Annotated in this window: 22 protein-coding genes and 3 pseudogenes; 12 read left to right on the top strand and 13 right to left on the bottom strand. The window is 70.9% G+C overall.

From position 1 onward, the window contains the following. Nucleotides 1-294 precede the first annotated feature (294 nt). The gene (locus AQI88_RS17960; RefSeq protein ID WP_066999811.1) at nt 295-882 is read left to right on the top strand and encodes a BlaI/MecI/CopY family transcriptional regulator; all 588 of its coding nucleotides are present in this window, start codon (nt 295-297) and stop codon (nt 880-882) included. A gap of 50 nt (nt 883-932) precedes the next feature. Here AQI88_RS17960 and AQI88_RS17955 read toward each other — a convergent pair whose 3' ends face one another. The 3 genes from AQI88_RS17955 to AQI88_RS17945 form a co-directional block, all read right to left on the bottom strand. After that, nucleotides 933-3,800: an AfsR/SARP family transcriptional regulator gene (locus AQI88_RS17955; protein ID WP_066999810.1), complete on the bottom strand. Its 2,868-nt coding sequence runs from the start codon at nt 3,798-3,800 to the stop codon at nt 933-935. Between the two features lie 172 nt (nt 3,801-3,972). Continuing rightward, nucleotides 3,973-4,368 (bottom strand): cupin, encoded by a 396-nt coding sequence (locus AQI88_RS17950; protein WP_066999809.1) that lies wholly within the window; start codon nt 4,366-4,368, stop codon nt 3,973-3,975. Further along, nucleotides 4,365-5,813, bottom strand: coding sequence for an MFS transporter (locus tag AQI88_RS17945; protein WP_066999808.1), 1,449 nt, complete (start codon nt 5,811-5,813; stop codon nt 4,365-4,367). Before AQI88_RS17945 ends, AQI88_RS17950 begins: the two co-directional genes overlap by 4 nt. Before the next feature lie 57 nt (nt 5,814-5,870). On the opposite strand from AQI88_RS17945, the gene AQI88_RS17940 reads away from it, so the two are divergent. Continuing rightward, a complete protein-coding gene (locus AQI88_RS17940; RefSeq protein ID WP_066999806.1) occupies nt 5,871-6,539 on the top strand; it encodes a TetR/AcrR family transcriptional regulator in 669 nt (222 codons plus the stop codon). On the opposite strand, the gene AQI88_RS47755 is transcribed toward AQI88_RS17940, so the two are convergent. Next, nucleotides 6,488-6,634 (bottom strand): DUF2255 family protein, encoded by a 147-nt coding sequence (locus tag AQI88_RS47755; RefSeq protein ID WP_244184210.1) that lies wholly within the window; start codon nt 6,632-6,634, stop codon nt 6,488-6,490. The two genes, AQI88_RS17940 and AQI88_RS47755, sit on opposite strands and share 52 nt — an antisense overlap. Before the next feature lie 112 nt (nt 6,635-6,746). Beyond that, a pseudogene (locus tag AQI88_RS43185) lies at nt 6,747-6,968 on the bottom strand (MFS transporter); the annotation flags it as partial. Between the two features lie 11 nt (nt 6,969-6,979). On the opposite strand from AQI88_RS43185, the pseudogene AQI88_RS45975 reads away from it, so the two are divergent. After that, nucleotides 6,980-7,429: pseudogene (locus AQI88_RS45975) on the top strand (MmyB family transcriptional regulator); the annotation flags it as partial. A gap of 24 nt (nt 7,430-7,453) precedes the next feature. Here the strand turns inward: AQI88_RS45975 and AQI88_RS17925 are convergent. Both AQI88_RS17925 and AQI88_RS17920 read right to left on the bottom strand, forming a co-directional pair. Beyond that, nucleotides 7,454-8,263: an alpha/beta fold hydrolase gene (locus tag AQI88_RS17925; protein ID WP_066999797.1), complete on the bottom strand. Its 810-nt coding sequence runs from the start codon at nt 8,261-8,263 to the stop codon at nt 7,454-7,456. 42 nt (nt 8,264-8,305) lie between these two features. Continuing rightward, nucleotides 8,306-8,764 (bottom strand): cupin domain-containing protein, encoded by a 459-nt coding sequence (locus AQI88_RS17920; protein WP_066999793.1) that lies wholly within the window; start codon nt 8,762-8,764, stop codon nt 8,306-8,308. Between the two features lie 128 nt (nt 8,765-8,892). Here AQI88_RS17920 and AQI88_RS17915 point away from each other — a divergent pair, with 128 nt between their 5' ends. Beyond that, complete coding sequence (locus AQI88_RS17915) at nt 8,893-9,534, top strand: TetR/AcrR family transcriptional regulator (RefSeq protein WP_066999790.1); 642 nt, start codon at nt 8,893-8,895, stop codon at nt 9,532-9,534. Here AQI88_RS17915 and AQI88_RS17910 read toward each other — a convergent pair. After that, the gene (locus AQI88_RS17910) at nt 9,485-10,084 is read right to left on the bottom strand and encodes a TetR/AcrR family transcriptional regulator (protein ID WP_067000070.1); all 600 of its coding nucleotides are present in this window, start codon (nt 10,082-10,084) and stop codon (nt 9,485-9,487) included. The genes AQI88_RS17915 and AQI88_RS17910 overlap by 50 nt on opposite strands. 243 nt (nt 10,085-10,327) lie before the next feature. Between AQI88_RS17910 and AQI88_RS47750 the strand changes: the two are divergent. Continuing rightward, a pseudogene (locus AQI88_RS47750) lies at nt 10,328-10,672 on the top strand (non-reducing end alpha-L-arabinofuranosidase family hydrolase); the annotation flags it as partial. Nucleotides 10,673-10,937: 265 nt separating this feature from the next. On the opposite strand, the gene AQI88_RS17900 reads toward AQI88_RS47750, so the two are convergent. After that, on the bottom strand, nt 10,938-11,189 hold the full coding sequence (locus tag AQI88_RS17900; protein ID WP_066999784.1) for a hypothetical protein: 252 nt from the start codon (nt 11,187-11,189) through the stop codon (nt 10,938-10,940). Between the two features lie 447 nt (nt 11,190-11,636). On the opposite strand from AQI88_RS17900, the gene AQI88_RS17895 reads away from it, so the two are divergent. The 3 genes from AQI88_RS17895 (at nt 11,637) to gap (ending at nt 16,080) form a co-directional block, all read left to right on the top strand. Continuing rightward, nucleotides 11,637-13,829 (top strand): MMPL family transporter, encoded by a 2,193-nt coding sequence (locus AQI88_RS17895; protein ID WP_066999782.1) that lies wholly within the window; start codon nt 11,637-11,639, stop codon nt 13,827-13,829. 186 nt (nt 13,830-14,015) lie between these two features. After that, nucleotides 14,016-14,972, top strand: a complete 957-nt coding sequence (locus AQI88_RS17890) for a GlxA family transcriptional regulator (protein WP_066999779.1) — start codon at nt 14,016-14,018, stop codon at nt 14,970-14,972. 109 nt (nt 14,973-15,081) lie between these two features. Next, nucleotides 15,082-16,080: a type I glyceraldehyde-3-phosphate dehydrogenase gene (gene gap / locus AQI88_RS17885; RefSeq protein WP_066999776.1), complete on the top strand. Its 999-nt coding sequence runs from the start codon at nt 15,082-15,084 to the stop codon at nt 16,078-16,080. Here gap and AQI88_RS17880 read toward each other — a convergent pair. Further along, nucleotides 16,067-16,720 (bottom strand): maleylpyruvate isomerase N-terminal domain-containing protein, encoded by a 654-nt coding sequence (locus AQI88_RS17880; protein WP_067000067.1) that lies wholly within the window; start codon nt 16,718-16,720, stop codon nt 16,067-16,069. The genes gap and AQI88_RS17880 overlap by 14 nt on opposite strands. Before the next feature lie 94 nt (nt 16,721-16,814). Continuing rightward, nucleotides 16,815-20,552: an nSTAND1 domain-containing NTPase gene (locus tag AQI88_RS17875; RefSeq protein WP_244184193.1), complete on the bottom strand. Its 3,738-nt coding sequence runs from the start codon at nt 20,550-20,552 to the stop codon at nt 16,815-16,817. A 426-nt stretch (nt 20,553-20,978) separates the two neighbouring features. Here AQI88_RS17875 and AQI88_RS45970 point away from each other — a divergent pair, with 426 nt between their 5' ends. The 3 genes from AQI88_RS45970 to AQI88_RS17865 all read left to right on the top strand — a co-directional run bounded on the left by AQI88_RS45970 (nt 20,979) and on the right by AQI88_RS17865 (nt 23,207). Beyond that, nucleotides 20,979-21,125 (top strand): hypothetical protein, encoded by a 147-nt coding sequence (locus AQI88_RS45970; protein ID WP_159050355.1) that lies wholly within the window; start codon nt 20,979-20,981, stop codon nt 21,123-21,125. A 1-nt stretch (nt 21,126) separates the two neighbouring features. Continuing rightward, nucleotides 21,127-22,131: a peptidoglycan-binding protein gene (locus tag AQI88_RS17870; protein WP_066999771.1), complete on the top strand. Its 1,005-nt coding sequence runs from the start codon at nt 21,127-21,129 to the stop codon at nt 22,129-22,131. A gap of 182 nt (nt 22,132-22,313) precedes the next feature. Next, nucleotides 22,314-23,207, top strand: coding sequence for a hypothetical protein (locus AQI88_RS17865; protein WP_066999768.1), 894 nt, complete (start codon nt 22,314-22,316; stop codon nt 23,205-23,207). Between the two features lie 20 nt (nt 23,208-23,227). Here AQI88_RS17865 and AQI88_RS17860 read toward each other — a convergent pair whose 3' ends face one another. Together AQI88_RS17860 and AQI88_RS17855 are read right to left on the bottom strand one after the other, a co-directional pair. Then, nucleotides 23,228-24,865: a sigma-70 family RNA polymerase sigma factor gene (locus AQI88_RS17860; protein WP_066999765.1), complete on the bottom strand. Its 1,638-nt coding sequence runs from the start codon at nt 24,863-24,865 to the stop codon at nt 23,228-23,230. A 177-nt stretch (nt 24,866-25,042) separates the two neighbouring features. Then, a complete protein-coding gene (locus AQI88_RS17855) occupies nt 25,043-25,843 on the bottom strand; it encodes an SDR family NAD(P)-dependent oxidoreductase (protein WP_067000064.1) in 801 nt (266 codons plus the stop codon). Nucleotides 25,844-25,930: 87 nt separating this feature from the next. Here AQI88_RS17855 and AQI88_RS17850 point away from each other — a divergent pair, with 87 nt between their 5' ends. Beyond that, complete coding sequence (locus AQI88_RS17850; RefSeq protein WP_066999762.1) at nt 25,931-26,782, top strand: helix-turn-helix transcriptional regulator; 852 nt, start codon at nt 25,931-25,933, stop codon at nt 26,780-26,782. The last annotated feature ends 19 nt before the right edge of the window (nt 26,783-26,801 follow it).

Here is a 26,801-nt window from a genome sequence, read left to right as displayed (position 1 = left end):
ACCACCGCCCATCGGCATTCGTCGATCGCTTGAAGTCAACGACACGTTGCATCTCATGATGGCTGGTGATCATCCACATCGTGGCTCGCCCAGTGACTCATCGGCTTGGCTGAGGACGGTCGTAGCCGGCACCGGGGCGCGTACGCCGTGGGGAGCGGACAAGGGAATGCTGTGTGCGGCAGTAACCGCTTTTGCCCACAAGGCACCAAGCTCAACAGCATGTGCCTTAGAGTTCGCATACGCCGCGGACTGGCTGCTTGCCGGCCGTGGCACCCAGGAAGGGGTGCACACATCATGTCCGAAACCACTACGGCAGCCACCGAGTTGGCCTCGCAGTACAGCACGCAGGTGGCCGGCGACCTCGAGCGCAACCTCAAGGAGCAGGAGCGCCTCAGCGGTGCGATCCAGGCGTTGCAGCAGCAGTTGGCCTCGCTTCAGCAGGACCACACCGTCCTGTTGAGCATCCAGCAGGCCCTCGGAACCCCGGCGGTGCCTGCTCCCCGTAAGAAGGCTGCGGCCAAGCCGGTCGCGGGCAAGCAGGCCATCGCCAAGAAGGCTCCGGCTCCTGCGCGCAAGGGCGCGGGCAGAAAGAGCGCCGCCACGGCGCCGGCTTCGCCCACTGCGCTGCCCACACTGGTCGATCTCGCCCGCGAGCACCTGGCGGGCCAGAACGAACCCCGTTCCGCTGCCGAAGTCACCACCGCACTGGCACAGCAACACCCCGAGCGCACCATCAGGACAACGGTCGTGCGCACCACGCTCGAAGGGCTCGTGGCCAAGAACCAGGCCCAGCGCAGCAAACAGGGCACGTCCGTCTTCTACACCGCCTCCGTCACGGCCGAGCCGACCACACGCGCCGAGGAGAGCTCCGAGTCGGCCTGACGAGAGCGCGGCATCGGCCCCGGTTCACCTCGCCGCAGGCCGACCCGCTCTCACGCCGGACCGCCGGTCGTGCAGGCCCGGTCCAGGGCGGCGATGCCCTCCAGGCTCTCCCGGGCCCGTTGGGGCAGCGCATGGGCGCGGGCGAGGTCAAGGCATGTGTGCCAGCAGCGGCGGGCGGCCTCCCACTCTCCGAAGTGATGGTGGGCTCGGGCCGTTTCCGCCAGGCAGTCCGCCTCGCCGCCTTGATCGCCCAGCCCGCGGCGGATGGCCAGGGCTTCGTCCAGCGCGGCGAACGCCTCGTCCCGCAGGCCCAGTTCCTTGAGCGCGGAACCGTAGTGCGTCAGGGCTGTGGCGAGGGCCGTGGGTCGTGCCTGGTTCCGCAGCAGGGGGATGCGCCGACGGTGCTGCTCCGCGGCGCCCTCGAAGTCCCCGGCCAGGTCGAGCGCGTCGGCGATCCTGCCTCGTACGAGGGCCTCGCTGACGGTGCTGCCACTCCTGCGGTACAGCTCCTGTGAGCGCAGTGCATACGCCAGCGCTTCCTCCGCCCGACCGTCCTGGACATGGAGTGCCGACATATTGCCCAGGATCGAGGCCTGGGCCGTGAGGTCTCCGGCACGCGCGAAGAGATCCAGGGAGATCCGCAGGTTCTCCAGGCACGCGTCGTTGCGGTAGGCCATGCCGTGAGCGACGGCGATACGGCGGTACAGCCAGGCCTGCCCCACCGTGTCGTCGTGTTCCTCGGCGATGGCCAGGGCGGCCTGGAGACAGATGTCCCACGCCCCCGTCCACCAGTACGTGTCCGCGTACCCGAACAGTCCGACGGCGAGCCGCCACGCCACGTCGGACCGGCCGAGGGAACCGGCGCGGTCGATCGCATGCCGGATGGCGGGCAGTTCCTGTACGTACCACTCCAGCGCCTGGTGAGCGTCGGTGAAGTCCGGGACGGGTTCGTCCGGCTGCTCGTCCAGCGGTGGAGGCGGCTGCGTCTCGCCGATGGTCGCCCTCGATGCCTTCTCGACGGCCGCCACGTACCAGGACAGCAGCCGGAGCGTGGCGTCCGCCCGTTCCTGGGGGGTCTCCTCCTCGAAGGCCCGTTCGGCGGCGTATTCGCCGAGCAGATCGTGGAAGCCGTAGCGGTCGGGCGCCGGGCTCTGTACGAGGTGGGCGTCGGCCAGGAGGTCCAGCAGCCGGGCGGTCTCGCGCACCGGCAGGCCGAGCAGCGCCGCCGCCGACTGCGGGGTGAGTTCCTGCTCGGGCCACAGGCCCAGCAGGCGGAAGGCGCGGGCGACCGTCCGTTCCCGGGGTCTTTCGCTCTCGCGCAGGGCGCCGTAGCTCACGGCGAAGGTCGAGTGGACGTCGAGACCGCCCACGCTCAGCTCCCGCAGCCGACCGGAGCCGGCCGACAGACGCTGCGCGAGCAGAGCGAGCGGCCACGCCGGACGGGAAGCCAGCCTCCCGCCCACGACGCGCAGGGCGAGCGGCAGCCCTCCGCACCGAGCGAGGATGTCGGCGGCGGCAGCCGGTTCCTCCAGCACGCGCCGGCTTCCGCACAGTGCGGCCAGGAGCATCTCCTGGTCGTCGGGTTCGAGCGGCGACAGCGGCACGAACGTGGCGTCCGGCAGGTCCGCGAGGGTGTGGCGGCTGGTGACCACCACGGCGCAGTCGCCGGTGCCGGGGAGCAGCGGTGTGACCTGAGCGGCATCACGGGCGTTGTCGAGCACCAGCAGCATCCGGCGTTCCGCCATGACCGTACGGAAGAGCGCCGCGCAGTCGTCCGTGTCGTCGGGAAACGACTCCGCACGTACTCCGAGATCCGAGAGGAACCGGGTGAGCAGGTCGCGGGGGCTGCGCTGCGCACCAGGGCCGAAGCCGCGCAGGTCGGCGTAGAGCTGCCCGTCCGGGAAGTCCTCGTGCAGCCGGTGGGCGACATGGAGGGCCAGGGCCGTCTTGCCGATGCCGCCCATGCCGGAGACGACGACCGGCCGGGGGCTGCGGCCGGGTGGGTGCGCCGGGGCGTCGGTGCCCGGCCGGAGCAGCGCGGTGAGTGTCGTGATTTCTCTGTCCCGGCCGGTGAAACTGACCGCGTCCGCCGGGAGTTGGCGCAGAGGTCGGCGTTCCGGCCGGGAGACGGAGACGGACGCGGGTGCCGCAACAGCGGCGGCGCCGTCGTCGGCCAGCACTTCCTGATGCGTCGCCCGGACGGCCGCGGACGGCTCCACGCCCAGTTCCTCCACCAGGTTCCGGCGCAGGCCGGCGTAGACCTGCAGTGCCTCCGCCTGGCGGTTCGAGCGATGCAGGGCGAGCATCAGCTGCTGGTGGAACGCCTCCCGCAGCGGGTGCTCCGAGGCGAGCGACGTCAGGTGCGGGACCAGCTCGTGGTGCCGGCCCAGCGCGAGGGTCGCGTCGAAACCCCACTCCAGCACCTGGAGCCGGGTTTCGAGAAGCTGCTGGACCACCCGGGCCTGCGGCTCGGCGTCCGCGAAATCCGGAAGGTCCGCCAGCGGCTGCCCGCGCCACAGCGCCACGGCCGCGGTGCTCCGCCGTGCCACCGTCTCCCAGTCCCGGTGCAGGTGTGCCTCGCGGGTGGCGCTTGCGTGCGCCTCGAAGATCTCGACGTCGAACTCGCCTTCGCCGATGTACAGCCGGTATCCGTTCGGCACCGCGGCAAGCCGTCGCGGTTGGTCGCCGAGAAACGCCAGCTGCCGTCGCAGGCGCGTCACGTGGTTGAACAGCGAGGCGTCGGCGGTCGGCGGGGGGTGCGGCCCCCACAGAGCCTCCTTCAGGCCGTCCTTCGGCACCATCCGGTTGGCCTGGAGCAGGAGAGCTGCCAGCAGAACGCGGCCCTTGTGGCCTCCCGCCGACCGGTCCTGTATCCCGTCGTGGAGCAACAGCGGCCCGAGCAGCCCGAACGTCGGCATCGCACCCCCCTCAACCTGCGGACATCCTAAGCAGCGTCCACCTTCGGCTCCATGCCGATATCGACGTGTCGCAAGTCGCTGACCGGCACGGTCGTCCTGTCCGCCGACGGGAGCACCGCACGGTACCGGGCTGCCCGGACCGAGGTGGCGTCAGGCACCGGGCGGCCCGCTGTCAGCGGGCGTCGGTCCGTTTCTCGAGGCGGGTGCCGTGGCGAAGGGTGACCGACATCAGGTCGCTGGGGGCGTCGAGTTCCAGGCGGTGCCAGCGGCCACGGGGGACGATCACAGCGGTGCCCGCCGGCAACTGCACCATCTCCTCGGCGTCGTCGGGGGTGGCGGGACGGAGGTAGAGGCGCACTCCGCCGGTCAGACAGCACACGGCTTCCTCGGCCTCGGGGTGCATCTCCCAGTGGTCGGCGTGGACCTCGGCGTCGGTGTCGACGTGGAAGGTCGCGATCTGCCAGACGCCGAAGTCGCTGCTCGTCATCTGCCGTTCGGCGGCTCGGACCTCGCCGTCGGGGTGGAAGTGCAACGCTGAGGCGAACAGGTTGATGGGGGTTGTCGTCACGACGGTGTTCCTTCCAGTTGGTTGTCGGTGGAGTTGCTGAGGCGGAGGGCGGTTGTGGCGGTCCGGCGGCGGGGCAGCACGCCGATGGCCACGGCTGCCGCGAGCACGAAGAGGGCGGCGGTGACGGCCAGGCCCAGGGCGTAGCCGTCGTCGAGGGCGGCGGGGTCGGTGGCTGTGCCGGTGCGGTGTGCGGCGAGCGTGGCCAGAGCAGCCAGGCCTATGCAACCGCCCAGTTGGCGGGAGCTGTTGAAGACACCGGAGGCCATGCCGGCCTCGCGGGGAGCGACGCCGGTGGTCGCGGCGGCGGCGATCGGGGCCAGCACCAGTCCGGCACCGACGCTGGTGATGAGGGACGGGCCGAGCACATCGGCGAGGAAGCCGCCGCGGGGGCTGATGAAGGAGAACCAGGCCAGACCTACGGCGGCCAGCAGGGCTCCGGGCACCAGGGAGGCGCGGGGGCTGCGGGTGGCGGTGATGCGGGTCGCGACGACGGTGCCGGCGACCAGTCCCACGGAGAAGGGCAGGAATCCGGCGCCGGTCGCGGCGGCGCCCATGCGCAGGACCTGCTGCATGTACAGGGACACGAAATAGAACGCCGTGAACTGCCCGGCCGCGGCCAGGAACACGAGTACGTTCGCGCCGGCGACCCAACGGCTGCGCAGCAGGCCCATGCGCAACAGAGGTGATGACGTGCGTGATTCGGTGTAGGCGAAGGCGGCGAGCAGTGCGAGCGCGGTGGCGAGGCTTCCCCATGTCCCGGGCGATCCCCACCCGACGGCTTCGGTGCGGACGACACCGAACACCAGCAGCCCGACGCCGCCGGTCGCGAGGACGGCACCCAACGCGTCCAGCCTCTCGCCTCGGGCGGGCCGGGCTGCGGCGGGCGGTGTGGCGGAGACCAGCGCGAGAGCCACCGCGACGATGGGCACATTGATCAGCATGACCCAGCGCCAGCCCGCGTACTCGGTCAGCAGCCCGCCTGCCAGCACGCCCAGCGCGCCACCCGCGGCGTTCACCGCGCTCCACACCCCGAGCGCGCGGACGCGCCGGGGGCCCTCGGGGAAGGTGGTGGTGATCATCGCCAGCGCGGCCGGGGAGGCTGCGGCGGCGCCCAGGCCCTGTCCGGCACGGGCGGCGATCAGTTGCCAGGGTGCCTGGGCCAGTCCGCCCGCGAGTGAGCACAGCCCGAAGACGGCCAGGCCCAGCACGAACAGCCGGCGCCACCCGTACAGATCGCAGGTGCGGCCGCCCAGCAGCAGGAACCCGCCGAAGGTGAGCGCGTAGACGTGCACGACCCACGACAGATCCAGCGGGGCGAATCCCAGCGCGGTGCGGATCGCGGGGAGTGCGACGTTGACCACTGCCATGTCCAGGGCGGCGACGAACTGGGCGACGGCCGCGGCCGCCAGCACCACTCCAGGCCTCTCTTCTAAGTTTCTATACATGTATAAAAACTAGCGCGGGGTGATCGCCCTTGTCGAGACCTGGGGGATGATGGCGCCATGTCGCAACCGTCCGCACCGCGCAAGACCCCCGGCCGGCCCGCCCGTATCTCACGCGAGGACATCATCGAAACGGGCCGCCGGATCGTGACCGAGGAAGGCGTGGACCGGCTGACCATGCGGCGGCTGGCCAAGGACATCGGCAGCACGCCGATGGCGCTCTACCACCACGTCCGTGACAAGGAGGAACTGCTCGTCCTCCTGCTGGACGACTACGCCACGCGGACCATGCACCGGCCCGAACTGCCCGCCGACCCCCGCGAACGGATCGTCGTCGCCGCATCCGCGATCCACGACGTGCTCGCCGCCTGCCCCTGGATCGTGGAGGTACTGACCGCTGACGACCTGATGTCCACGTCCGCACTGTGGTTCGTCGAGCAGATCGTCGGCGGCCTGATGGAGTGCGGACTGAACCCGGAGCGGGCCGTGCACGCCTACCGCGCGATCTGGTACTACACCGCCGGCGAGATCGTGGTCCGGACGGCGGCGGCCCGACGGCGCGCGGCCGATGAGCGTCCGACCTATCGGGAGCAGGTCTTCGCCGGACTCGACCCGAGCGAGTATCCCCGGCTCGCGCAGGTGGCAGACCGTTGGGCACCGCTGACCGCCGAGGACACCTACGTGGTGCAACTCCGTGCCCTCGTGGACGGCCTCCTGCTCACCCGTTGACAGCCGGGGCCGTTGGCCGAGCGGACGTAGAGGTCGTCGCCGAGGCGTACGACCCGGATCGTCCGTCGGTTGCTGTGGCTGCCGTCGCGCCGCAGGGACGCGATCCCCAGTTCCTCGGCGTGTCCGATGCGGTCGAGTTCGTCGTCCGTCCAGGTCGTCGCGGTGGTATCGGGAGGTGCGCGCCAGCAGGAAGAGCGCCAGCAGCCCGACCGGCAGATTGACGAAGAAGATCATCCGCCAGCTGATCAGGCTCAGCAGGCCGCCGGCGACCGGGCCGGCCGCGGCACCCACGGAACCGCCCATCGCCCAGACGGAGATCGCCCGGGCGCGCCTCGCCCGGTCGGGGTACGCCTCGCGGAGCAGCGCCAGCGAGGCGGGCACGATCACCGCGGCGCCCGCGCCCTGAACCAGCCGGGCGGCGATCAGCACGCCCAGGTTCGGTGCGAAGCCGCAGGCGGCGGAGGCGGCACGTGGTCTGCCGCACCAACGACCTGCTCGCGCACACCCCCGGCGGGCTGCGTCTGCTCGCCGGTATCGAGGACTGGCCGGCCAGGGACCGCAACATCGCGCGCCACGTCTTCCTCCACCCCGCAGCCCGCGACCTGTTCGACGACCGGCACCACCAGATCCGCGGCTGCGTCGGCCGCCTCAGGGCGCTCGCGGGGACCGGCCCCGATGCCCCCGACCTCGCCCGGCCGGCCGGTGAACTCCTGCTCAGGAGCCCGTACTTCGCCCGCCTCTGGGAACGCTACGACGTCAAGGCCCGCAGCCACGGCCGCAAGACGTTCCACCACCCCGAGGTCGGTGACCTCGCCCTCGGCTACCGGTCCATGGAGCTGGAGGGCACCCCCGGCCACCCTCTCGTCACGTACTACGCAGAGCCGAACACACCCGAGTACGACAGCGGGGCGGGATCAGCGCTGCGGCCGGTCAGTTGCGTGGCTGTCGGCGAAGTCCCAGATCACCGCGAGGAGTTGCTCGGGGGTCTCGGTCTGGGGCATGTGGCCGGTGCCGTGCAGCAGACGGAACTCCGCGCCGGGGACGGCCTTCGCATAGGCCCGTCCGTAGTCGGCGTCCACGACCTGGTCGCTCGCGCCCCACGCGACGAGGGTCGGACGGGTGACCTTGGCCAGGCGCTCGGGCAGGGTCGGGTCGGCCATCGCGTGCGGGCCCGAATAGACCTGTAGCGCGGCGCGGTTGGCGGCCGCGATCGCACGCTGCTCCTCGGACAGCTTGCTGGGGTCGAAGCGGAACTTCGAGGGGTCGTGGAAGGAGAGGCGGGACAGCTCGGCGCGTGTCAGTCCGAAGGTCTCGGCGATCGGGTGGCCGGGGACGTGGATGCCAACCGCGTTGACGAGGGTGACGCTGCTGATCCGGTCGCTGCCCAGTGCCGCCAGCTCCGCGGCGATCCAGCCGCCTATGGAGTTGCCCACGACGGAGACGTCCCGCAAGAGGAGTTCATCGAGCAGGTGCGCGTAGGCCCGGGCGAGGGTCCTGACGTCGCTCAGCCATCCGGGGCGGGTGGTGCCGTCGAAACCGGGGTGGACGGGGGCGAACACCCTGGCCGGCCGCTGTTCTGCCAGGAGGCCGGCGAACGCGGTGACGGTCTGCGGTCCGCCCCCTCCGTGCAGGAGCAGGAAGGGGTGCCCCTGATCCCCGTGGAGGTCGACGGTGACGTCGAGGGTGCCCTGGTCGAGCGTGAGGGTATGGGTGCTGCCGGCCATTCGGTGCTCCTCAAGTAAGCCGCGTCAACGGGGAAGGGGCCGTCACGCGTAGTCGGTTGCGGGAACGGTGGCGTAACGGCTCATCACCGCGACGGTCGATTCCGGGGTCAGCTCCTGACCGCCGGCGATCATGCGTTGCAGGTCACGGAAGTACTGCACGTACAAGTCGGGGGTGAAGGTGTTCAGGATCACCGCCGGTTCGTCACCGAGGTTGGCGAAGGTGTGCGGAGCACCGGGCGGGATCATCGCGAGCGTGCCGGCCGGGGCCACGTGGGTCGTCTCGCCGATGGTGAAGTGCACGGTGCCGGAGACGACGTAGAAGCCCTCGTCGTGCTGGGCGTGACGGTGCTGCGGTGGGCCCTGGGTGTGCGGAGCGATGGTGATCTCTCCGATCCCGAGGCGGTGCCCGGTGGTACTGCCGTCCTCGAGGATGCGCATCCGGGTGGGGCCCAGCTGGATCGTCTCGCCCTCGTCCGGGCCGACCACGGAAACGCTGCTCATGACTGCCTCCTTTGTGAGAGCCGACTCTCATGAGAGTAGGGAGGTCCCGTCTCGTTACGCAAGTGGACTCGCATAACGAGAGTTAATTGCTAGGATGTGTTCCAGCGAACAGGAGGAGGGTCCCTACAATGACGGCGCAGGCCGGCACCGGCCGCACCAACCAGAAGCAGCGCACGCGCACGGCGATCGTGGCGGCCGCCCGCGAACTCATCGCCACGGGGGCCGAGGCGACCATGCCCGCGATCGCCCGCGCGGCCCTGGTCTCGGAGGCCACCGCCTACCGGTACTTCCCCGACCTCCCCTCACTGATCAGCGAAGCCCTGGCCGGCGCCTGGCCACCCCCCGCCGAGGCCCTTGCGCCGCTCGGGGACTGTGCCGACCCCGTCGAACGGATCGCCTTCGCCTGCGAGTTCCTGCTGCGCGGCGTACTCGCCCGCCAGGGGGCGGTGCGAGCGGTGATCGCGGCCACCATCACCCGGCCCGACACCGCAACCGCCCGCCCCGGTATCCGTTTCGGACTGATCGACCACGCGCTCCTGCCCCTCGAAGGCACGCTCGGGGCCACGGACCCGGAAGCGTTCGCCCAGCTCAAGCGGGACTTGGCGGTGGTCGTGAGCGCCGAGGCGCTCTTCACCCTCATCGATCTGTGCCGACTCGACCCGGACGACGCCATCGCCAGCGCAGTACGCACCGCGACCGCCCTGACCAAGGCCGCCGTACTCACCCCAGAGGGTCCGGCCCGGCCGGCCGGCCGACGGCCCCTCGGGTGAGCAGCAGGAGGGCGTCGACCAGGTCGTCCGCGGGGCTGCCTGTCGCCAGACGCCGTAGTTGCAGACCCATCACCAGGGCGACGGTCGTGGCCGCCAGACGTTCCGCGTCCGGGACGCCGAGAGCGGTGAGGATCCGGGCGGCGAGCCGGTCGTAGGCCCTGAACGCCTCCGCTGCCGCCTCGCGCAGTCGCTCGTCGCGCCCGGCGTGGAGGTACAGCTCGAAGGGCGCGAGATGGGCGCTGTCGAGTGCCGTGCCGCACGCGACCTGGCCGGCCAGAGATGCTGCGTCTTCGACGTCGATGCCCTCGGTCTGGCACTGGTCGGCCAGCTCGGTGAAGTGCCGTGCCTCCTCGCGCACGAAGTGCAGCAGGCTCTCGCGCAGCAGGTCGTGCTGGGTCTCGAAGTGGTACGTGACCGAGCCGAGTGAGACTCCGGCTTCCTTGGCGATCCTCCGGTTGGTCACCGCCGCGACGCCGTCCTCGCCGATGATCTGCAGGACAGCTGTGATGATGCGCTGGCGCGTCGAGGCGGAGGGGGCGGCGTTCGGCATGCCGTTCATTGTTCCAGCCGGACCCCGGGCTTCATCAGGCGGGTAACGCCCGAAGGGGGTGTCTCCCGTTGCCTGCGGCGCGCTGCCCGGTCAAGGGGGACGGCGCCTACGACGCCGACGGCAGGGTGGAGCAGCGGCTGCGCACGTCTCGCGCGACCGGCTGGTGCACGAGGTATTGACGCTTCCTTTGGGACTCCTCTCATCCATGACGCATAGGCGCGCTCCCACACGACCTCACCGTAGACCGGGAACGCGTCGTACTCCACAAATCCCGACATCGCCAACCCGAACGGGTGGAGCGCGCCACGCAACTTCTACTCGTCCATGCCGGACGTGATCAAGCAGAACATCGGCAACGGCTACCGGGTCGACATGTGGGTGATCTGCGACAGCGCCGACTGCTACCTGTTCTCCTCCGACGATCAGTACCTGCTGATCGCGGAGGCCATCGGCTCCGACGGTCGGCGCTACTTCCGCTCCTGGACGTCCGGCAGCCTCGCCGGTTCCTTGACTCCGCTGGCCGCCTCCGAGAGCAATCCGTTCACCCGGGCGAGCAACGTCGCCTGCCCGGCGGCAGGCTCGCTCCGTCACCGACCGCCGCCGACCTCGAGATCGTCCCCGCTCCCCCGCCGTTTCCCGGGAGACAACGTCAACTCGGCCTGGAACAGCTTGACTTCGGCGCACTGTCCGCGGACATGGCCGTACCGGACGGCGTCACACACGCCAGCCTCGTCGAGCACAAGCACGCAAGTCGCCTGACACTCCAGGCATTCGGCGGCGGATGTCCATCGCGGTCCAAGGGGCGTCGGCCGACTCACTGTTCAACTGCTGCTGATGGAACCCGGCGTCCTCCTCACTGGAGGGGCCAGTGGTCCGGTGCCGGGCTCGACGCCACGACGCTGTCCAGCACCCGGTCCCTGAGCTGGACGATGAGCCCTTCGATCGCTTTGACCAGAGCCACGACGACATGCTCCGGCTCCCCGGAAGCAACCGCGACCTCGGCGTCCTCCAGGAGCCGGAGGGCGTCACCGGCCAGTTCCGCCCGGGCGGCGCGCTCCTGTTCGCTGGCACCGGTCAAGCACTCGGGACCGAGGGCGGTGGCCAAGCCTTCCAACTGGGTACGAGAGCAGACAAGTTGCTCTATTACCGCTTCAAGTCGTTCTGACAGCACATATCTTGAACGACCCACCCCCGCCAAGGTCACAGATCATAAAAGTGTGCATGGCGGCGTTCATCCCGGGCAGAGAAATTGAGCCTGCATACGGCACCTTCCCGTCGGAAATCAGCCAACGAGGATGCGGTGTCTCCGACGATGCGATGCCCCGACCGCCTTTCCCCATAAGGAGTTCACCTCTCCAGCGGGAGTCTTAAGCGAAGGCCAACGATGTCTCACATCAAGGAGCGCCGGATGTGATCCCTTGGCCCGAGTCACTATGATCGGATCTCAAGACAATCATTCGACCGGCCCGATGGTGAATGCCGGTCGGGGTCGCCGATGCCAGGGTCCGCTCCCCAGGCGGCGGTGATCTTCCCACCCAGGAGGACCCCCCGCATGTTCCGAAGCATTGGGAACGCTGTCGTCCGTCATCCCATCTGGACGATCGTGGCGTGGTTAATCGCGGCGGTGGCCATCGTCGCCACCGCGCCGAGCCTTCCCTCGAGCACCGACGAGAGCAGCTTCCTGCCCAAGAGTTACGAATCCATCAAAGCGTCAGTTGTCCAGGACAAGGCGTTCCCCAGCGCCTTCACTCCCTCGGCGATCGCGCTGTACCAGCGCACCGACGGCGGCAAACTGACCGCCGACGACAAGAAGGACGTTGCCCGGATCACCTCCGAACTGGGCAATAAGCACATCGACCAGGTGCAAAAGGTCGTCCCCGGCCCGCCGTCCGCGGACGGCAAGTACACCATGACCCTGGTCCAGATGAACGACAAGACCGCCGGCCAGCCCAAACAGGCCGACGCGGCGAAGGTGCTGCGCGAAGACGCCAAGAAGTTGGTCAGCGGCACGCATCTCGAGGTCAAGCTCGGCGGCCCCGCCGCGCAGTCCCTCGACCAACAGGATTCGTCCAAGCGCGGCGACGCCCTGATCGGCATCGGCACCTTCGCGATCATCCTGGTGACCCTGCTGATCATCTTCCGGGCGCCGATCCTGGCCGTACTCCCCCTCGTACTGATCGGCCTGGTCTCCGCCATCGCCAACGGGCTGATCGCGTATGCCACCAAGCTGTTCGACCTCCAGGCCAACAGCTCGATTTCGTCCATTCTCATCGTCGTGCTCTTCGGCGTGGGCACGGACTACTTCCTCTTCCTGATGTTCCGCTACCGCGAACGCCTGCGCGCCGGTGACGAGCCGAAGCTGGCCATGATCAACGCGGTCGGCCGGGTCGGCGAGGCCATCGCCTCGGCCGCCGGAGCGGTCATCATCGCCTTCCTCGCGCTGACGCTGTCCACGCTCGGCTTCCTCCGACAGATGGGTCCGGCGCTCGCCATCGCGGTCGGCGCCACCCTGATCGCGGGCCTGACCCTGATCCCGGCCGTGGTGTCGCTCATCGGACCGAAGGTCTTCTGGCCCTCCAAGTCCTGGCAGCGGGAGCCGAGCAACGCCCGTTTCGCCGCCCTCGGCCGTGGAGTGCAGCGCCGCCCGGCGCTGACCGCCGCGGTGTCCGGCCTCATCCTGGTCGTGCTGTCGCTCGGTACGCTGGGCTACAAGGCCACGTTCGACCTGGCCTCGGGCTCCATGCCCAAGACCAAGGAGTCCATGGTCGTCCAGGACGAGATGAAGGACGCGTACTCGGCAGGCGCCGCCGCGCCGACCGACGTCTACCTGTCCAGCACCGACGGCAAGCCGCTGGACAAGACCGCCTTCGACGCCTACGCGAAGAAGCTCGGTGCCGTGGACGGCGTCGCGAGTGCTCGTATGACCTTGTTGAGCAAGCAGGGCACCACCGCGGACTTCACCGTCACGCTCAAGTACGAGGCGTCCACGGACCAGGCGATCGATGCCGTGGGCCGGATTCGCGAGGCCGCGCACTCCAACGCCCCTGACGGCACCGAAGCCGTGGTCGGCGGCCTCTCCTCGATCTACAAGGACATCGACACCGCGGTCAACCACGACTACCGGACGGTCTTCCCGGTCGCCGCCATCCTGATCATGGTCATTCTGGGGCTGCTGCTGCGCAGCATCGTCGCCCCCTGGTATCTGATCGCCTCGGTGGGCCTCGGCTTCGGCGCCACCCTGGGCTCCACCGTGTGGATCTTCCAGAAGGGACAGGGCCACTCCGGTCTGATGTTCCTGCTCCCGGTGATCATGTACCTCTTCGTGGTCGCCATCGGAACCGACTACAACATCCTCATGATCGCCCGGCTTCGCGAGGAGGCCCGGGAGGGCCGCAGCCCGCGTGAGGCGGCCGGTATGGCGCTGCGCCAGGCCGGGCCGACCGTGGCCGCGGCGGGCTTCATCCTGGCGGCCACCTTCGCCACGATGATGCTGGCGGGCAACGCGCTGCTCACGGAGATGGGCTTCGCCGTCTCCTTCGGCATCGCCATCGCCGCGTTCGTCATGTCGATGTTCTTCACCCCGAGCCTCACCGCGCTGATCGGCCACGCGGCCTGGTGGCCCGGGCACGGGGACCGGGCGACGGAACCGGCACCCGGCGCGGCCGGCGATTCCGTCGCCTACCGGGCCGTCACCGACGAGGGCCAGGACAAGGTTGCGCACGACCCGTCGGGGCGTCACAACTAGAGTCCGTCCTTGATCGGATCCTGCCCAGAACAGGAACGACCCGAGCATGACCGCCGCCTCTCAGGAGGCGGCGGTCTTGTCGTATCCGCCCGCCACTCCCTCCCGCGGCGTTCCGCAGGCCCGGGCGGGACGACCGGCGTACCGAAACCGAAACCGCACCTTGCACCACCACGTACCCTGCTCCCCGTGCCCGCTTCCCGTCTGCGTCGCGTCGCCGTCCTGGTGCTCGAAGGTGCGAAACCGCTCGATGTCGGCATTCCCGCACAGGTGTTCACGACCCGCGCGAGCATGCCGTACGAGGTGCGGGTGTGCGGCGCGGCCCCCGGTCTGGTGACCGGCGGCGACGGCCTGTCGTACCACGTGGCTCACGGCCTCGACGCGCTCGCGTGGGCCGACATCGTCTTCGTTCCCGGCTACCGGTTTCCCGACCGCGAGGACCCGCCGGGGGCCGTCCTCGACGCGCTGCTCGCCGCCCACGCCCGGGGCGCGCGGCTCGCCGCCATCTCGACGGGTGCCTTCGCCCTCGCCGCCACGGGCCTGCTCGACGGCAGGCGCGCCACGACGCACTGGCATTACGCACGGGCGCTGGCGGCGAGGCATCCGCTCGTCCAGGTCGACGAGAACGTCCTGTTCGTCGACGAGGGCAGCGTGCTGACGTCGGCCGGCGCCGCCTCGGGCATCGACCTGTGCCTGCACATCCTGCGCGGCGACCTCGGGGTGGCCGCGTCAAACCACGCGGCCCGGCGCCTGGTCGCGGCCCCCTACCGCAGCGGCGGTCAGGCGCAGTACGTGCCGCGCAGCGTGCCCGAGCCGCTGGGTGAGCGGTTCGCCGCCACCCGGGAGTGGGCGCTGCACCGGCTCGGCGAGCCGCTCACCCTCGAGGGGCTCGCCCGGCACGCGGCGGTGTCGCCGCGCACCTTCTCGCGGCGCTTCGCCGAGGACACGGGGTACACGCCGATGCAGTGGGTCATGCGTGCCCGTATCGACGTGGCGCGTGAGCTGCTCGAACGATCGGAGCGGAGCGTCGAGCAGATCGCCGCCGACGTCGGTCTCGGCACCGGCGCGAATCTGCGGCTGCACTTCCAGCGCATCCTCGGCACCACGCCGAGCGAGTACCGGCGCACCTTCACCCGGGGCGAGTAGTCCGACGTCCGGCGCGCTTGGCGCGATCCTTTTGAACCGTGGCGATCACGCCGCTGTCCTGGGCGGGCGCGGCCCGCGAACCTGGTGGCGAACCGAAGGGACAGGATTCATGACTCGCATCGCCATCAACGGATTCGGCCGCATCGGACGCAACGTGCTGCGTGCACTGCTCGAACGCGACAGCGCCCTGGAGGTCGTCGCCGTCAACGACCTCACGGAGCCCGCCACTCTCGCGCGACTGCTCGCCTACGACACGACGGCCGGCCGGCTCGGTCGTCCGGTGACCGTCGACGGGGACGCCCTCGTTGTCGACGGCCGTCGCATCGCGGTGCTCGCGGAGCGCGAACCGGCGCAGCTGCCGTGGGCCGAACTCGGCGTGGACGTCGTGCTGGAGGCGACCGGCCGCTTCACCTCGGCCAAGGCGGCGCGCGCCCACCTGGACGCGGGCGCGAAGAAGGTGCTCGTCAGCGCACCGTCGGACGGCGCCGACGTCACCCTCGCCTTCGGGGTGAACACCGACGCGTACGACCCGGCCCTGCACACGATCGTCTCGAACGCCTCGTGCACGACCAACGCGCTTGCACCGCTGGCCGCGGTGCTGGACGAACTCGCCGGTATCGAGCACGGTTTCATGACGACGGTGCATGCGTACACGCAGGAGCAGAACCTGCAGGACGGTCCGCACCGGGACGCCCGCCGGGCGCGTGCCGCCGCCGTCAACATCGTGCCGACCACGACGGGCGCCGCCAAGGCGATCGGTCTCGTGCTGCCGAACCTCGACGGCAAGCTGTCGGGCGACTCGATCCGGGTGCCGGTTCCGGTCGGCTCGATCGTCGAACTCAACACGACCGTCGCCCGCGACGTGACACGCGAGGACGTGCTGGAGGCGTACCGCGCCGCGGCTCAGGGGCCGCTCGCCGGCATCCTCGAGTACTCGGAGGACCCGCTCGTCTCGTCCGACATCACGGGCAACCCGGCCTCGTCGGTCTTCGACTCCGCCCTCACCCGGGTCGACGGCCGGCACATCAAGGTGGTCGCCTGGTACGACAACGAGTGGGGTTTCTCCCACCGCGTGATCGACACCCTCGAACTCCTCAGCCGAGGATGAGCGGGAGCCTCGTGGCGAAGTCGCCCAGCGCGGTCTTCTCCGCGTCGGTCGGCGTGCGGCGGCCGGTGCCGACCAGCAGTGCGTCCTTGTCGGAGAACGAGGCGGGAAACGGGGTCCCGGCGATCTTCTCCAGCGACGTGCGGGCCGCCGCGAGGGTCTCGGCGGGTGGTCCGGCGGCCGACGGCAGGTGCGCGACCAGGTCGAGGTGGTGCAAGGTCCATTCGAGCAGGTATGCGGAGAGGTAGTCGCCGACGGTCAGCACCTCGCCGCGGGTGCTGACGCGGACGGCGGGATCGGCGAGTTCGGCGGCGCGGCCCGCGGCGGAACCGACGTCGTCCAGGTGGAACTTGAGCCACCGCGGCTCGCCGTATGCGGCGGCCAGCCGGGGGACCAGTGCGTCGAGCGGATCCTCTCCGGTCGGGGGTTCGACAAGCTGCCAGTAGGTGACAGCGTCCACGGTCGGTTCGGTCTCGACAGGCGTGACCAGGGTGATCAGGACGTCCTGGGCGTCGATGACCAGGTGGCACACCAGGTCCCGCACGAGCCAGCCGGTGCAGCCGGACGGCCGCTCGAAGTCCTCGTCCGGGAGGTCGGCGACCGCCGTGCGCAACGCCGTCCAAGAGCGCGAGAAGAGATCCACTGCGGCACGGTAGTCCCGGACCGGAACGGCGGACAAACGAATTCGGAGCGGTCCGCTCGGGTATCCGTCCTGCCGGCCATCGGCAGGAATCGCCCTAGCAGACGCTTCGGTAGGAGACGTCCGCCAAGTACATGCGCCATTCGTCGTGTGACAGCGTGCCCCCGGCGCGTCGGCAAGCCGCGCCGGAGACATGGGCCGGGTCCAGGTCGAAATGCTGGAGGGGCACGTGCGTGCCCGCCGCGTACAGGCTGCCGCCGTCGCCGCCGAAGGCGAGGGCGACGATCTCGTCACCGGCGGTGGGCAGGTCGGTGCCCAGCTGCTGGCGGGAATCGACGTCCCACAGCCGCAGGGTGCCCTGGGATCCGGCCGCGGCCAGCGTGCTGCCGTCGGGGGAAAAGGCCAGCACGTTCGGTTCCTCCTCTTCGCCGGTGGCGCTCTTGAAGAAGCCGCCGGACAGGACGCCCAGCGAGGTGGCGCTCCGGGCGTCCCACAGCCTGATGCCTCCTTCGGTGTCCGCGAAGGCGACGCGGCTGCCGTCCGGGCTCAGGGCGCCGACGCACGAGCAGTTGGGCACGGTTGCGCGGCGGCCGCGGCCGTCGGCGGACACCAGCGCGCCGTCGCCGGTCAGCAGCACACTGCCGTCGCCGGAGACGGCCCTGACGGAAGTGCCGGTTGCGGCGCCGTCGTTCGCGTCGTGCCGGCGGATGACCCTGAGTTTCCTGCCGGTCGCGGCGTCCCAGACCGTCAGGGAAGCGTCATCGACGCTGGTGGTCGTCAGTTCCCGGCCGTCGGGGCTGAGGGTCAGTCCCGTGAGGTACCGGTCACCTCCGTAGGGTCTGAAGTCGGTGAGCGCCCGGTTGTGCACGGTGTCCCAGACGGTGATGCGCGTCGGGTCCTCGAGGTCGTCGGGCGGTCCCGATCCGAAGGCGAGGCGAGCGCCGTCGGCGCTGAGTGACATCACCGTCACGTCGTTGGCCTCGAAGGTGGCGGAGGTCGCCGGCGGCCCGGCGGCGGAGATCCGGTACCTGAGCCGACCGGTCCGGCCGTCGAAGACGCGCGGGCCTGACACCCCTTTTCCGCGGGTGTTCAGCGCCGCCAGCACGGCTCCGTTCGCGCTGAGGACCGCCGTGGCGACGGCGTGGTCGTTCCACCGGGGCTTGAGGCCATTGCTGATGTCGAGGTTGTGGACGACGGTCCGCTCCTCGGAGTTCTCCGAGGTGGTGGTGTAGCGCAGGACACGCGCGGCGGTGTCGATGCGCAGGTCGCTGGGCTGGATGTCGGTCAAAGCGTGGCGGAAGACGGGGGCTTCGGGGTGGTCGAGCCGCCACAGCAGGATGTCGTTGCTTCCCCACGCGGCCAGCAGCTTGCCGTCCGTACTGAACACGTAGGCGAGCGGGGACACTTGATGGAGTCGTGGCAGTCGCCTGCCCGTACGGACTGTGAGGCGTTGCAGCCCGGTCGCGTCCACCAGTGCCAGGGTGTGTCCGTCGGGGGCGAATTGGAGGTCGGCGTCGGTCCCGCAGGCGGTCCGCCGGTGCCAGGCCGTGTCGATCCGGCGATGCGACCGCACGTCCCAGACACTGACGCTGCCCTGGGTGCACACGGCCACCAGCCGGTTGTCCGGGCTGATGTCACCACCGGTGGACCCGCTCAGCGCGGAGGACGTGTGAGTGAACAGGCGGCGCCCACTGTCGCCGCTCCACACCTCCAGATGGTCGGCCACGCCGAAGAACAGGGCGTGGCCGGTGGAGCTGAAGCCGTACCACCCAAAGGAGTCGACGGTCGTCTCCCCGTCCGGGACGCCGGGTCCCTCGTCGCCGCCCGAGGCTTTGGCGGGCGAGCCGGACGGGAACGAGGTGAGGGGTGCCGTACCGGAAGGGCCCAGGACGGGACCGTGGTACCGGTGGGTGCGGGTGTCCCACAGACGCATGCGCATCCAGTCGTCCGTGGTCGGTACGGCCACGTAGCGCCCGTCCGGGCTGACGTCGGCCGCGGCCGTGGGGCCGTCCGCGTCACCGGGCAGCCGGTGGCTGTCGGTCCGCCGCCTGGTCCGCAGGTCCCAGCGGGTCATCGTGCCCGCTCCGATGCGGACGAGCGTGCGGCCGTCCGGAGTGAGCAGGCTGACGTCCGCGGGACCGCCGGGCGGCGTGAACGTGGGCAGGTCGTGCTGGGCGAAGGCGCCGATGAGGGCTGAGCGGGTCTCCGGGGTGTGGCTGAGCTGCCAGGCGGCCACGCTCAGCCGCAGCGCCGTTCCGGGGTCGGTCGTACGCAGATAGGCGGCTGCGGTGGCCGCGCGGCGTGCGGCGGCGGCGAGGTGCTGTCGCTGGCTCGTACGGTGCTGTTGCCAGGCCGCCGCGCCGGCCACCAGAGCGAGCACCAGGAGCACGGACACGGAACTCAGCAGCCCGCCGAGCCTTCGGCGTTCACGGGTACGCGCGCCGATGCTGGTGGTGAGGAAGTCGCTTTCCCCTACGGTCAGTTCACGGGTGTGCTCGGCGGTCGAGAAGGCCTCGGCGGCTTCGGCGAGCCGCGCTCCCCGGTACAACGCGCCCGGATCGCACCCCAGTTCCTGCCAGGCGGCGGCAGCCTCGGTGAGCCGGCGCAGGACCCGCAGCCGGTGCCGGTCGTCCTCGATCCAGCCCCGCAGCCGGGGCCAGGCGGTGATCAGCGCTTCGTGCGCGAGGTGGACGGTGTCCCCGTCCAGGGTGATCAGCCGGGCGTGGGACAGGCGTTCGAGCACCGTGCCGACGGAGTCGGCCGAGCGGGGGTCGTGGGTGTGCAGCTCGGTGCGTTCCACCGGTCGGCAGGTGTCGGCGGTGCCCTCCCCCGGGGCGATCAGGCGCAGCAGCACCCGCCGTACCAGGTGCGCCTGGCCCTCGGGCAGGTCGGCGTACAGGTCCTCCGCCGTCTGGGCGATGGCGCCGCGCACCCCGCCGGCGGCTTCGTAGGCGCGCAGGGTCAGGGTGCGGCCAAAGCGGCGCCGCCAGGTCTCCAGCAGCGCGTGCGACAGCAGCGGCAGGCCGCCCGGTTCCCCGGCCACTTCCTGCACCAACTGCGCGGTCAGCGCCCGCTCGACGGTCAGCCCCCGGGCCATGGCCGGCTTGATGATGGTCTCGCGCAGTTCCTCACGGCCCATGGCCGGCACCGGCACACCGGCGTCCCGTACCACCTGGACCAGGTCGGGGTGTTCCAGGCAGCGGCCGTAGAAGTCGGCCCGTACGCCCAGCACCACCCGCAGCCGGCTGCCCCGCTCCCGGGCCGCCAGCAGCAGGTCGATGAAGCGTGCGCGTTCTTCCGGGTCAGGGCACAGGGTGAAGACCTCTTCGAACTGGTCCACCAGCACCAGGGTGTCGCCCGGCCCGTCGGCGGGGCGTACCTTGTCCGCGTGGCTGCGCACGGGGTGGGCGCCGGGGGTGACGATCCGGATCGCGGCCAGGTGCAGGCCGGTTTCGGTGGTCCGGCGCAGCCTCGGTACCAGTCCTGCCCGCAGCAGCGAGGACTTGCCGCTGCCCGAGGGCCCCAGCACCACCGCGCAGCGGTGTCCGCGGACCAGCTCCGTCAGATCGTCCACCAGTTGTTCCCGGCCGAAGAACACCTCGGCGTCGGCGGGCTCGAAGCGGGCCAGCCCGCGATACGGCGACTCCTGCGGGCCCTGTTCCTCGTGCGGGACGGCGGCGATCTCGTCGGCCACCGCCTTCCAGCGCTGCTCCCACTCGGCCGGGTCACCGCCGCAGGCCGTGACGTACGCGAGGGTCACCGCCAGCGTCGGCAACCGCTCGCCCGCGGCCGCCTGCGACAGTGCCGGCGCCGAATACCCCGACCGGTGTGCCATGGCGCGATACGTCGGCCGGCCCGCCCGGTCCCGTAACGCGCGTAACTCCACGGCGAATTGCTGGAGGGGACCCGCATCCGGGTCGAGCGGATTCTCCGGACGGCCCATTCCCCTTCCACGGTTTTCCCCCGCCTCGTGCGGATTCTCCGGACTCCCCATGCCCGTCACCCCCTGCGCCGCACCGGCACCCGCTGCCCGCGCCGCCCCCTCACGTTAGGGCCCGGGCCCGGCCCGCGGCCAGGCGGCGCATCGCGCTCGGCCCAGTTGATTACCTGCGCGAACGAGGGCTGCTTACCAAGTCCCGGGCCGCTGAACTCGATGTCGAGCGGCACCGCGACGGCGCCGCGCAACACCGTCCGGTCGCACTCCCGGGCCGTTCGGTGATCACGTCCGCACACCTTGGAACGCGAAGCGAAGGAAGTGCTCATGACCGAGCCCGTAGAGGCACCGCCCTATCCGGTGGGCGGTGCGGGGATCTTCGACGTCGACCCCGACCAGGCCGGCGTCAGCCAGAGCCCCGACGACGCAGTGACCGGAGACATCCAGGCCCTTCCCGAAGACGTGGAGTTCTGACATGGGCAACGTTCAGGGCATGCTCGCCGCTGCCCGCAAGCTGCTGGGCACCACCGAGCACCCGCCCGGCTCCAACCGCAACCTGATCACCCAGTGGTACGGCTTCACCGGCCCGTGGTGCGACATGGCCGTCAGCTACGCGGCCGCCCACTCCGACAACCTGTCGGCGATCGGGGGCAAGTTCGCCCTCACCACCGCCCATGCCCGCGCCTTCCAGGGCAAGGGCCGCTGGCACTACGGCGTCGGCGGGATCCGTCCCGGCGACATCGTCTTCTTCGACTGGTCCGGTTCCCGTTCCATCGGTGCCATCGACCACGTCGGGATCGTCGAGGCGGTGCACTCCAACCGCACCATCACCACGCTGGAGGGCAACACGTCCGACGCCTTCCGCCGCAGGGTGCGCACCTCCGCCTGCATAGTGGGCTACGGCCGTCCCGCGTATGGGGGCGGCAGCGCCCCGATGCCGTCCGGTGACGGCATCCTGCGCCGCGGCTCGAAGGGGGAGGCCGTCAAGACGCTGCAGAAGAACCTGAACACCGTGCAGCAGGCCAAGCTCACCGTGGACGGTGACTTCGGCCCGGCGACGGAGAAGGCGGTCAGGACCTTCCAGGCCGGCCACCACCTGAAGGCAGACGGCGAGTACGGCCCGCAGTCGGCGGCGATGATGAAGGCCGCGCTGGCCGGCCGCAACCAGCCGATCCGGCCCAAGGCCCTCGTCGCCCCTGCGGGAGCCCTCGAGGTGGACGGCGCGTTCGGGCCGGCGACCTGCGCGGCGCTGCAGCGCAGCCTCAACAGCCGGGAGCAGGCCGCGCTGGAGGTGGACGGCGCCTTCGGGCCGCTGACCGTCAAGGCTCTCCAGCGGTATCTGAAGGTGACCGAGGACGGCGTCGTCGGCACCAAGACGGTCACCGCCCTGCAGGGCCACCTGGCCACCGCGGCCAACGGGGAATGGGACGCGGAGACCACCCGAGCGCTCCAGAAGGCCCTGAACGCCGGCTCCTTCTGACGCACGCCCCGCGTACACCCGGCCCGGAAGACCGTCACGGGGGGCCTTCCGGTCCGGGAGCGGGCGCCGCACCGGTGCCCGTCGTCCCGTGCCGCGCCCGGCTCGAAGCACACCAGCCGGGCGCGGCGGGCACACCGGGCGCCCTCGATCACTCCACTCACCATGCCACCGGAGGACGGCAGATGGACTCCCCTCACCCGACACCCGGCGCGGCCGCGCCGGTGAACTACAAAGTGGCGATCACCGAACAGCGCACCGGGCAGATCCTCGTCTTCGACCGGACCGCCCAGTGGGCCGACGCCGACGTCCACTGGAGCTTCAGCACGGGCAACGCGCCCGGCTGGGACCATCCCTTCGAGATCCGCTTCCGGGACACCCGGCGCTACGGCGCGCTCGCGCTCATGACCTTCGGCAGCCCCGGGGAGGGGCGGGCCGCGATCGTCGACATGAGCGGCAAGGCGCACGTCACCCGAGCCGACCTCGTGTGGTCGGCGCGCATCACCAGCTATCCGCACTGCATCGAACGGGTGCCTGGCGCCGGGACGGTGGTGGTCGCCGGCTCGCGCGACCGGCTGCACGTCTTCGGTCCCTCCAGCAGTGACCCGGCGACTCTCAAGGAGGTGCAGACGCTGGAGTTCGCCAAGGCCCACGCCGTGCTGTGGGACGACCAGAACGGCCTGCTGTGGGTGACCGGCGGCACCGTCATCCGCACCTACCGCGTCGACGGGACGATGCGCGCCTCCCGACTGGTCAGGCAGGGGCCGGACATCACCATCGCGGGCAACGGCCACGACATCCAGCCCGACTACAGCCGGCCCGGCACTCTGCTGGTCGCCGACAGCCACCACGTCTACGCCGTCGACAAGGCGACCCGCAGGCTCACCACCCTCGCCTCGCTGCCGTACCCGAAGTCCTATGTCCGGCACGCCGGCGGTCAGGCCATGTGGACCACCGACCCCAACGACGAGGATTCGGTGTGGGGCGGACCGACCGTGCACTTCTCCGAGGGCGGCGACCGCACCCGCGCCGCCGCCCAGATCTACAAGGCGCGCCTGTACACGACCCGGTTCCACTGAGCCACCGCCGCGACCTGGACTCAGAGCCTGGCGCCGAAGTCCTGGGTCCACCACGGGCCGCCCGAGCCCTTGTGGACGCCGACGCCGATGTTCTTGAACGAGCAGTTGAGGATGTTGGCGCGGTGGCCGGGGCTGTTCATCCAGGAGTCCATCACCGCCTGCGGGGTCTGCTGGCCCCGGGCGATGTTCTCCCCGTACGTGGACCACTGGTAGCCCGCAGCGGTGATGCGCCGGCCGGGATCGGCGCCGTCCGGGTTGGTGTGGTCGAAGAAGTTCCGGGCGGCCATGTCGTCGGAGTGACCCTGCGCGGCCTTCTCCAGCTGCGCGTCCTCCGTGAGCGGTCCGCAGCCGGCGGCCGCCCGCTCCTTGTTCACCAGCGCGACCACCTGCGCGACCGTGCCCGAGGGGGCCGGCTGGGCCGGCGGTGCGGCGGACGCGGTCGGCGTCGGCCGAGCGGACCGTACGGGAGCCGACGTGGTCTTCTTCGCGGGGTGCGGGGTCTTCTTGGCCCCGCTCGGCTTTTTCGATGCCGACGCCGACGGCATTGCGGAGGCCGAGGCCGACGGTGATGTCTCCACGGGACTGGCGGAGAGGTCCACGACCGGATCGCCGGCGGTCCGCTCGACCTTCGTCCCTTCGTTCCCGGTGCCGGCATCCGTTCCGAAGTACCAGAGGCCGCCGCCCGCGACGCAGGCCGCCACGACGGCCCCGCCGACGGCCCGGCGCCGGACGCGCCGACGTCGCCGGACCTCGCCCCGGGAGGCCGACCGGCCGCGTGCAGCCCGGTGCCCGGCCACCGGATCCGTTCCGGCATGGCCTGCGGAAGCGTCCGGCCCGTACGCCGAACCGGCCATGGCCATGGAGCCCGAGGCGGGACCCGTTTTCGCCAGCAGCGCGGTCGACACCGCGACCAGCGCCAGTCCGGCCAGCAGTCCCTCCGCGGGCATCAGCCCGCTCCACAGGCCGGAGCAGTGCGCGCAGCCGCGGGCGTGACGGGCTATCCGCTTGCGCCACAGCGCCGAGGGCCGGCCGTCCCAGGAGGCCAGCAGGCCCCGCAGTTCCTCGCACGGCGGTTGCGCGTCGAGCGCCCGTACCACCACGCGGGCCGCCTCCAGCTGCGCCTTCATCCGCTGCACCCGGACCGCGGTGTGCTGGGGCGACAGCTCCAGGGCCGCGGCGACCTCGCCGCGGGTCAGTTCACCGGCGCACTCCAGCCACCACAGCGAGAGCAGTCCCCGGTCGTCCGGCTCCAGCCAGCGGGTCGCGAGGGCGGTCTCCCGGCGCTGGCCCGACAGTTGCAGCTGCACCATGGTCAGGTCCACGAAGTCCGCGCCCGGATCGGCGAGATCCTCGGCCTCCTCCACGGCGGCCGCAGTGAACTGCCGGTCCTGCCAGTGCGCCCGGACCTGGTTCATCGCGATGGCCACGAGCCAGGAGCGGAAGCTCTCGGGAGTGCGCAGACCATCCAGCGCGTCCAGCGCACGGAGCATGGTGTCCTGCACCACGTCGTCGACGTCGACCGAGCCGTTCAACGCACGCCCCACGATGTTGTAGACCAGCGGGAGGTACGCGCTGACCAGGGCGTCCTGGGCGTGCGGGTCACCCGCTCGGGCAGCGGTGACCAGTGCCGCCGACTCCACCGTGTGCTGTGTGCTCATCAAAAGCTTCCCTGTCCTCGATGCCGAACGGTGCTGTCCGATACCTGGGAGACCGCTCGGTGGGCCCCGGATAACGGTTATTCGGACACTCGTTCCACGAGAGGTTCGTCGCATCGGCCCGGCGATCGCAAGGAGGGAAGTCACAACCGGCCCGAACAGCGCCGGTTGTTCCACGGCTCAGGCCCGCGCCCCGCCGTCGACCCTGAGGACCGTGCCGGTCACGTAGGAGGAGCGGTCGCTGAGGAGCCAGGCGGCGGCCTGGGCGATCTCATCGGGGTCGGCGGCACGGCGCAGCGGGGTGCCGGCCGTGAGCCGCTCCAGGAGGCCGGGCGACTCCGCCTCCCACGCACGGATCATGTCGGTGAGCGTGCCGCCGGGAGCGATCGCGTTGACGCGGATGCCCTCCGGGCCGTAGGTGACGGCGGCCGACTCGGTGAGGCTGTTGACCGCCCGCTTCATCGCACCGTAGGCGGGCAGTTCGGGGTTGCCTCGCAGGCTGCCGATGGACGAGTTGTTGACGATGGCCCCGGTCCCGGCGGTCGCCCGGATGGCGGCGACCTCGGCGACCATCGATACCCAGACGCTCTTGAGGTTCACGGCGTAGAGGTGGTCGAAGTCGGCCTCCGGCAGCGCGTCCATGGGACCGGGCCGCTGGAGGGTCGCGCCGTTGTTGAAGGCGACGTCGAGCCGTCCGTACAGATCCACGGCACGGTCCACGGCGGCGCGCACACCGGCCGCGTCGGCCAGATCGCACACCACGTAGTCCGCGCTGCCGCCCGCCGCCCTGACCTCCTCGGACACCGCCTTCAGCTGTGTTTCCGTCCGGGCCGCGAGCAGCACCTGGGCGCCCTCCCGGGCGAACAGCCGGGCTGCGGCGGCGCCGATGCCGCGCCCGGCACCGGTGATGAACGCGACCTTGCCGGCCAGCAGGCCCGGGCCGGCGGAGGTGGATGTGCCAGTGGTGGATGTGTGGTTCATGGCAGCGAGCGTGCGCCGGTCCGGGGAGCCGATCCAGGCACCGGCGGTACCTGGATCGGCCCGGCGGCCCCCGCGCACACTGGGGGTGTGGACAGACGAGAACTGGCGGCCTTCCTGCGCACCAGGCGTGAGCGGATCACCCCCGCCGACGTGGGGCTGCCCGCCGGGCCGCGCCGCCGCACCCCGGGGCTGCGCCGCGAGGAGGCGGCGCAGCTGGCGTTCATCTCGACCGAGTACTACACGCGGCTCGAACAGGCCCGTGGTCCTCGCCCGTCGCGCGAGGTGCTGGCCGGTCTGGCCCGGGCGCTGCGGCTGTCGGACGCCGAGCGAGACCATCTCCACCACCTCGCCGGCGAACCGCCGGGACCGCCGCCCGGGCCCTCGCGCGAGGTGCGGCGCAGCATCCTCGACCTGCTGGACCGGCTGCCGCAGGCCGCGGCGATCGTGACGTCCGCGGTGTTCGAGGTGCTCGCCTGGAACGATCTGGCGGCCGCCCTGATGGAGGACTTCTCCGCCCTGCCGCGGCGCGACCGCAACCTGGTGCGCCGGGCCTTCCTCGGACTGCACCCGCAGGGGAGGCGGTTGTACGGGGTGTCCGACGTGGACGCGTTCGCCCGCACCTCGGCCCAGCGCCTGCGCGCCGCCGCCGCTCGCTACCCGGAGGACCCCGAGGTGGCCGGTCTGGTGCGTGAACTCCTCGCCGGGAGCGAGGAGTTCACCCGGCTGTGGGCCTCCCATGACGTGTCCGCCGAGCCCACCCTGTGCAAGACCTTCGAGCATCCGCTGGTCGGGCCGGTCACCGTCAACTGCGACGCCCTCGCCATCACCGACCGGGACCAGCAGGTGGTCATCTACACCGCGACCCCCGGCTCCCCCTCCGAGGAGGCGCTGCGGCTGCTGTCGGCCATCGGCACCCAGCGCATGGACGTGGTCCGCTGAGCCGAGGTCATCAGACACT

It is taken from the genome of Streptomyces cellostaticus (assembly GCF_001513965.1).
GTDB lineage: Bacteria > Actinomycetota > Actinomycetes > Streptomycetales > Streptomycetaceae > Streptomyces > Streptomyces cellostaticus.
Note: the sequence above shows the minus strand (reverse complement) of the source record. Positions and strands in the feature narration are given on the sequence as shown.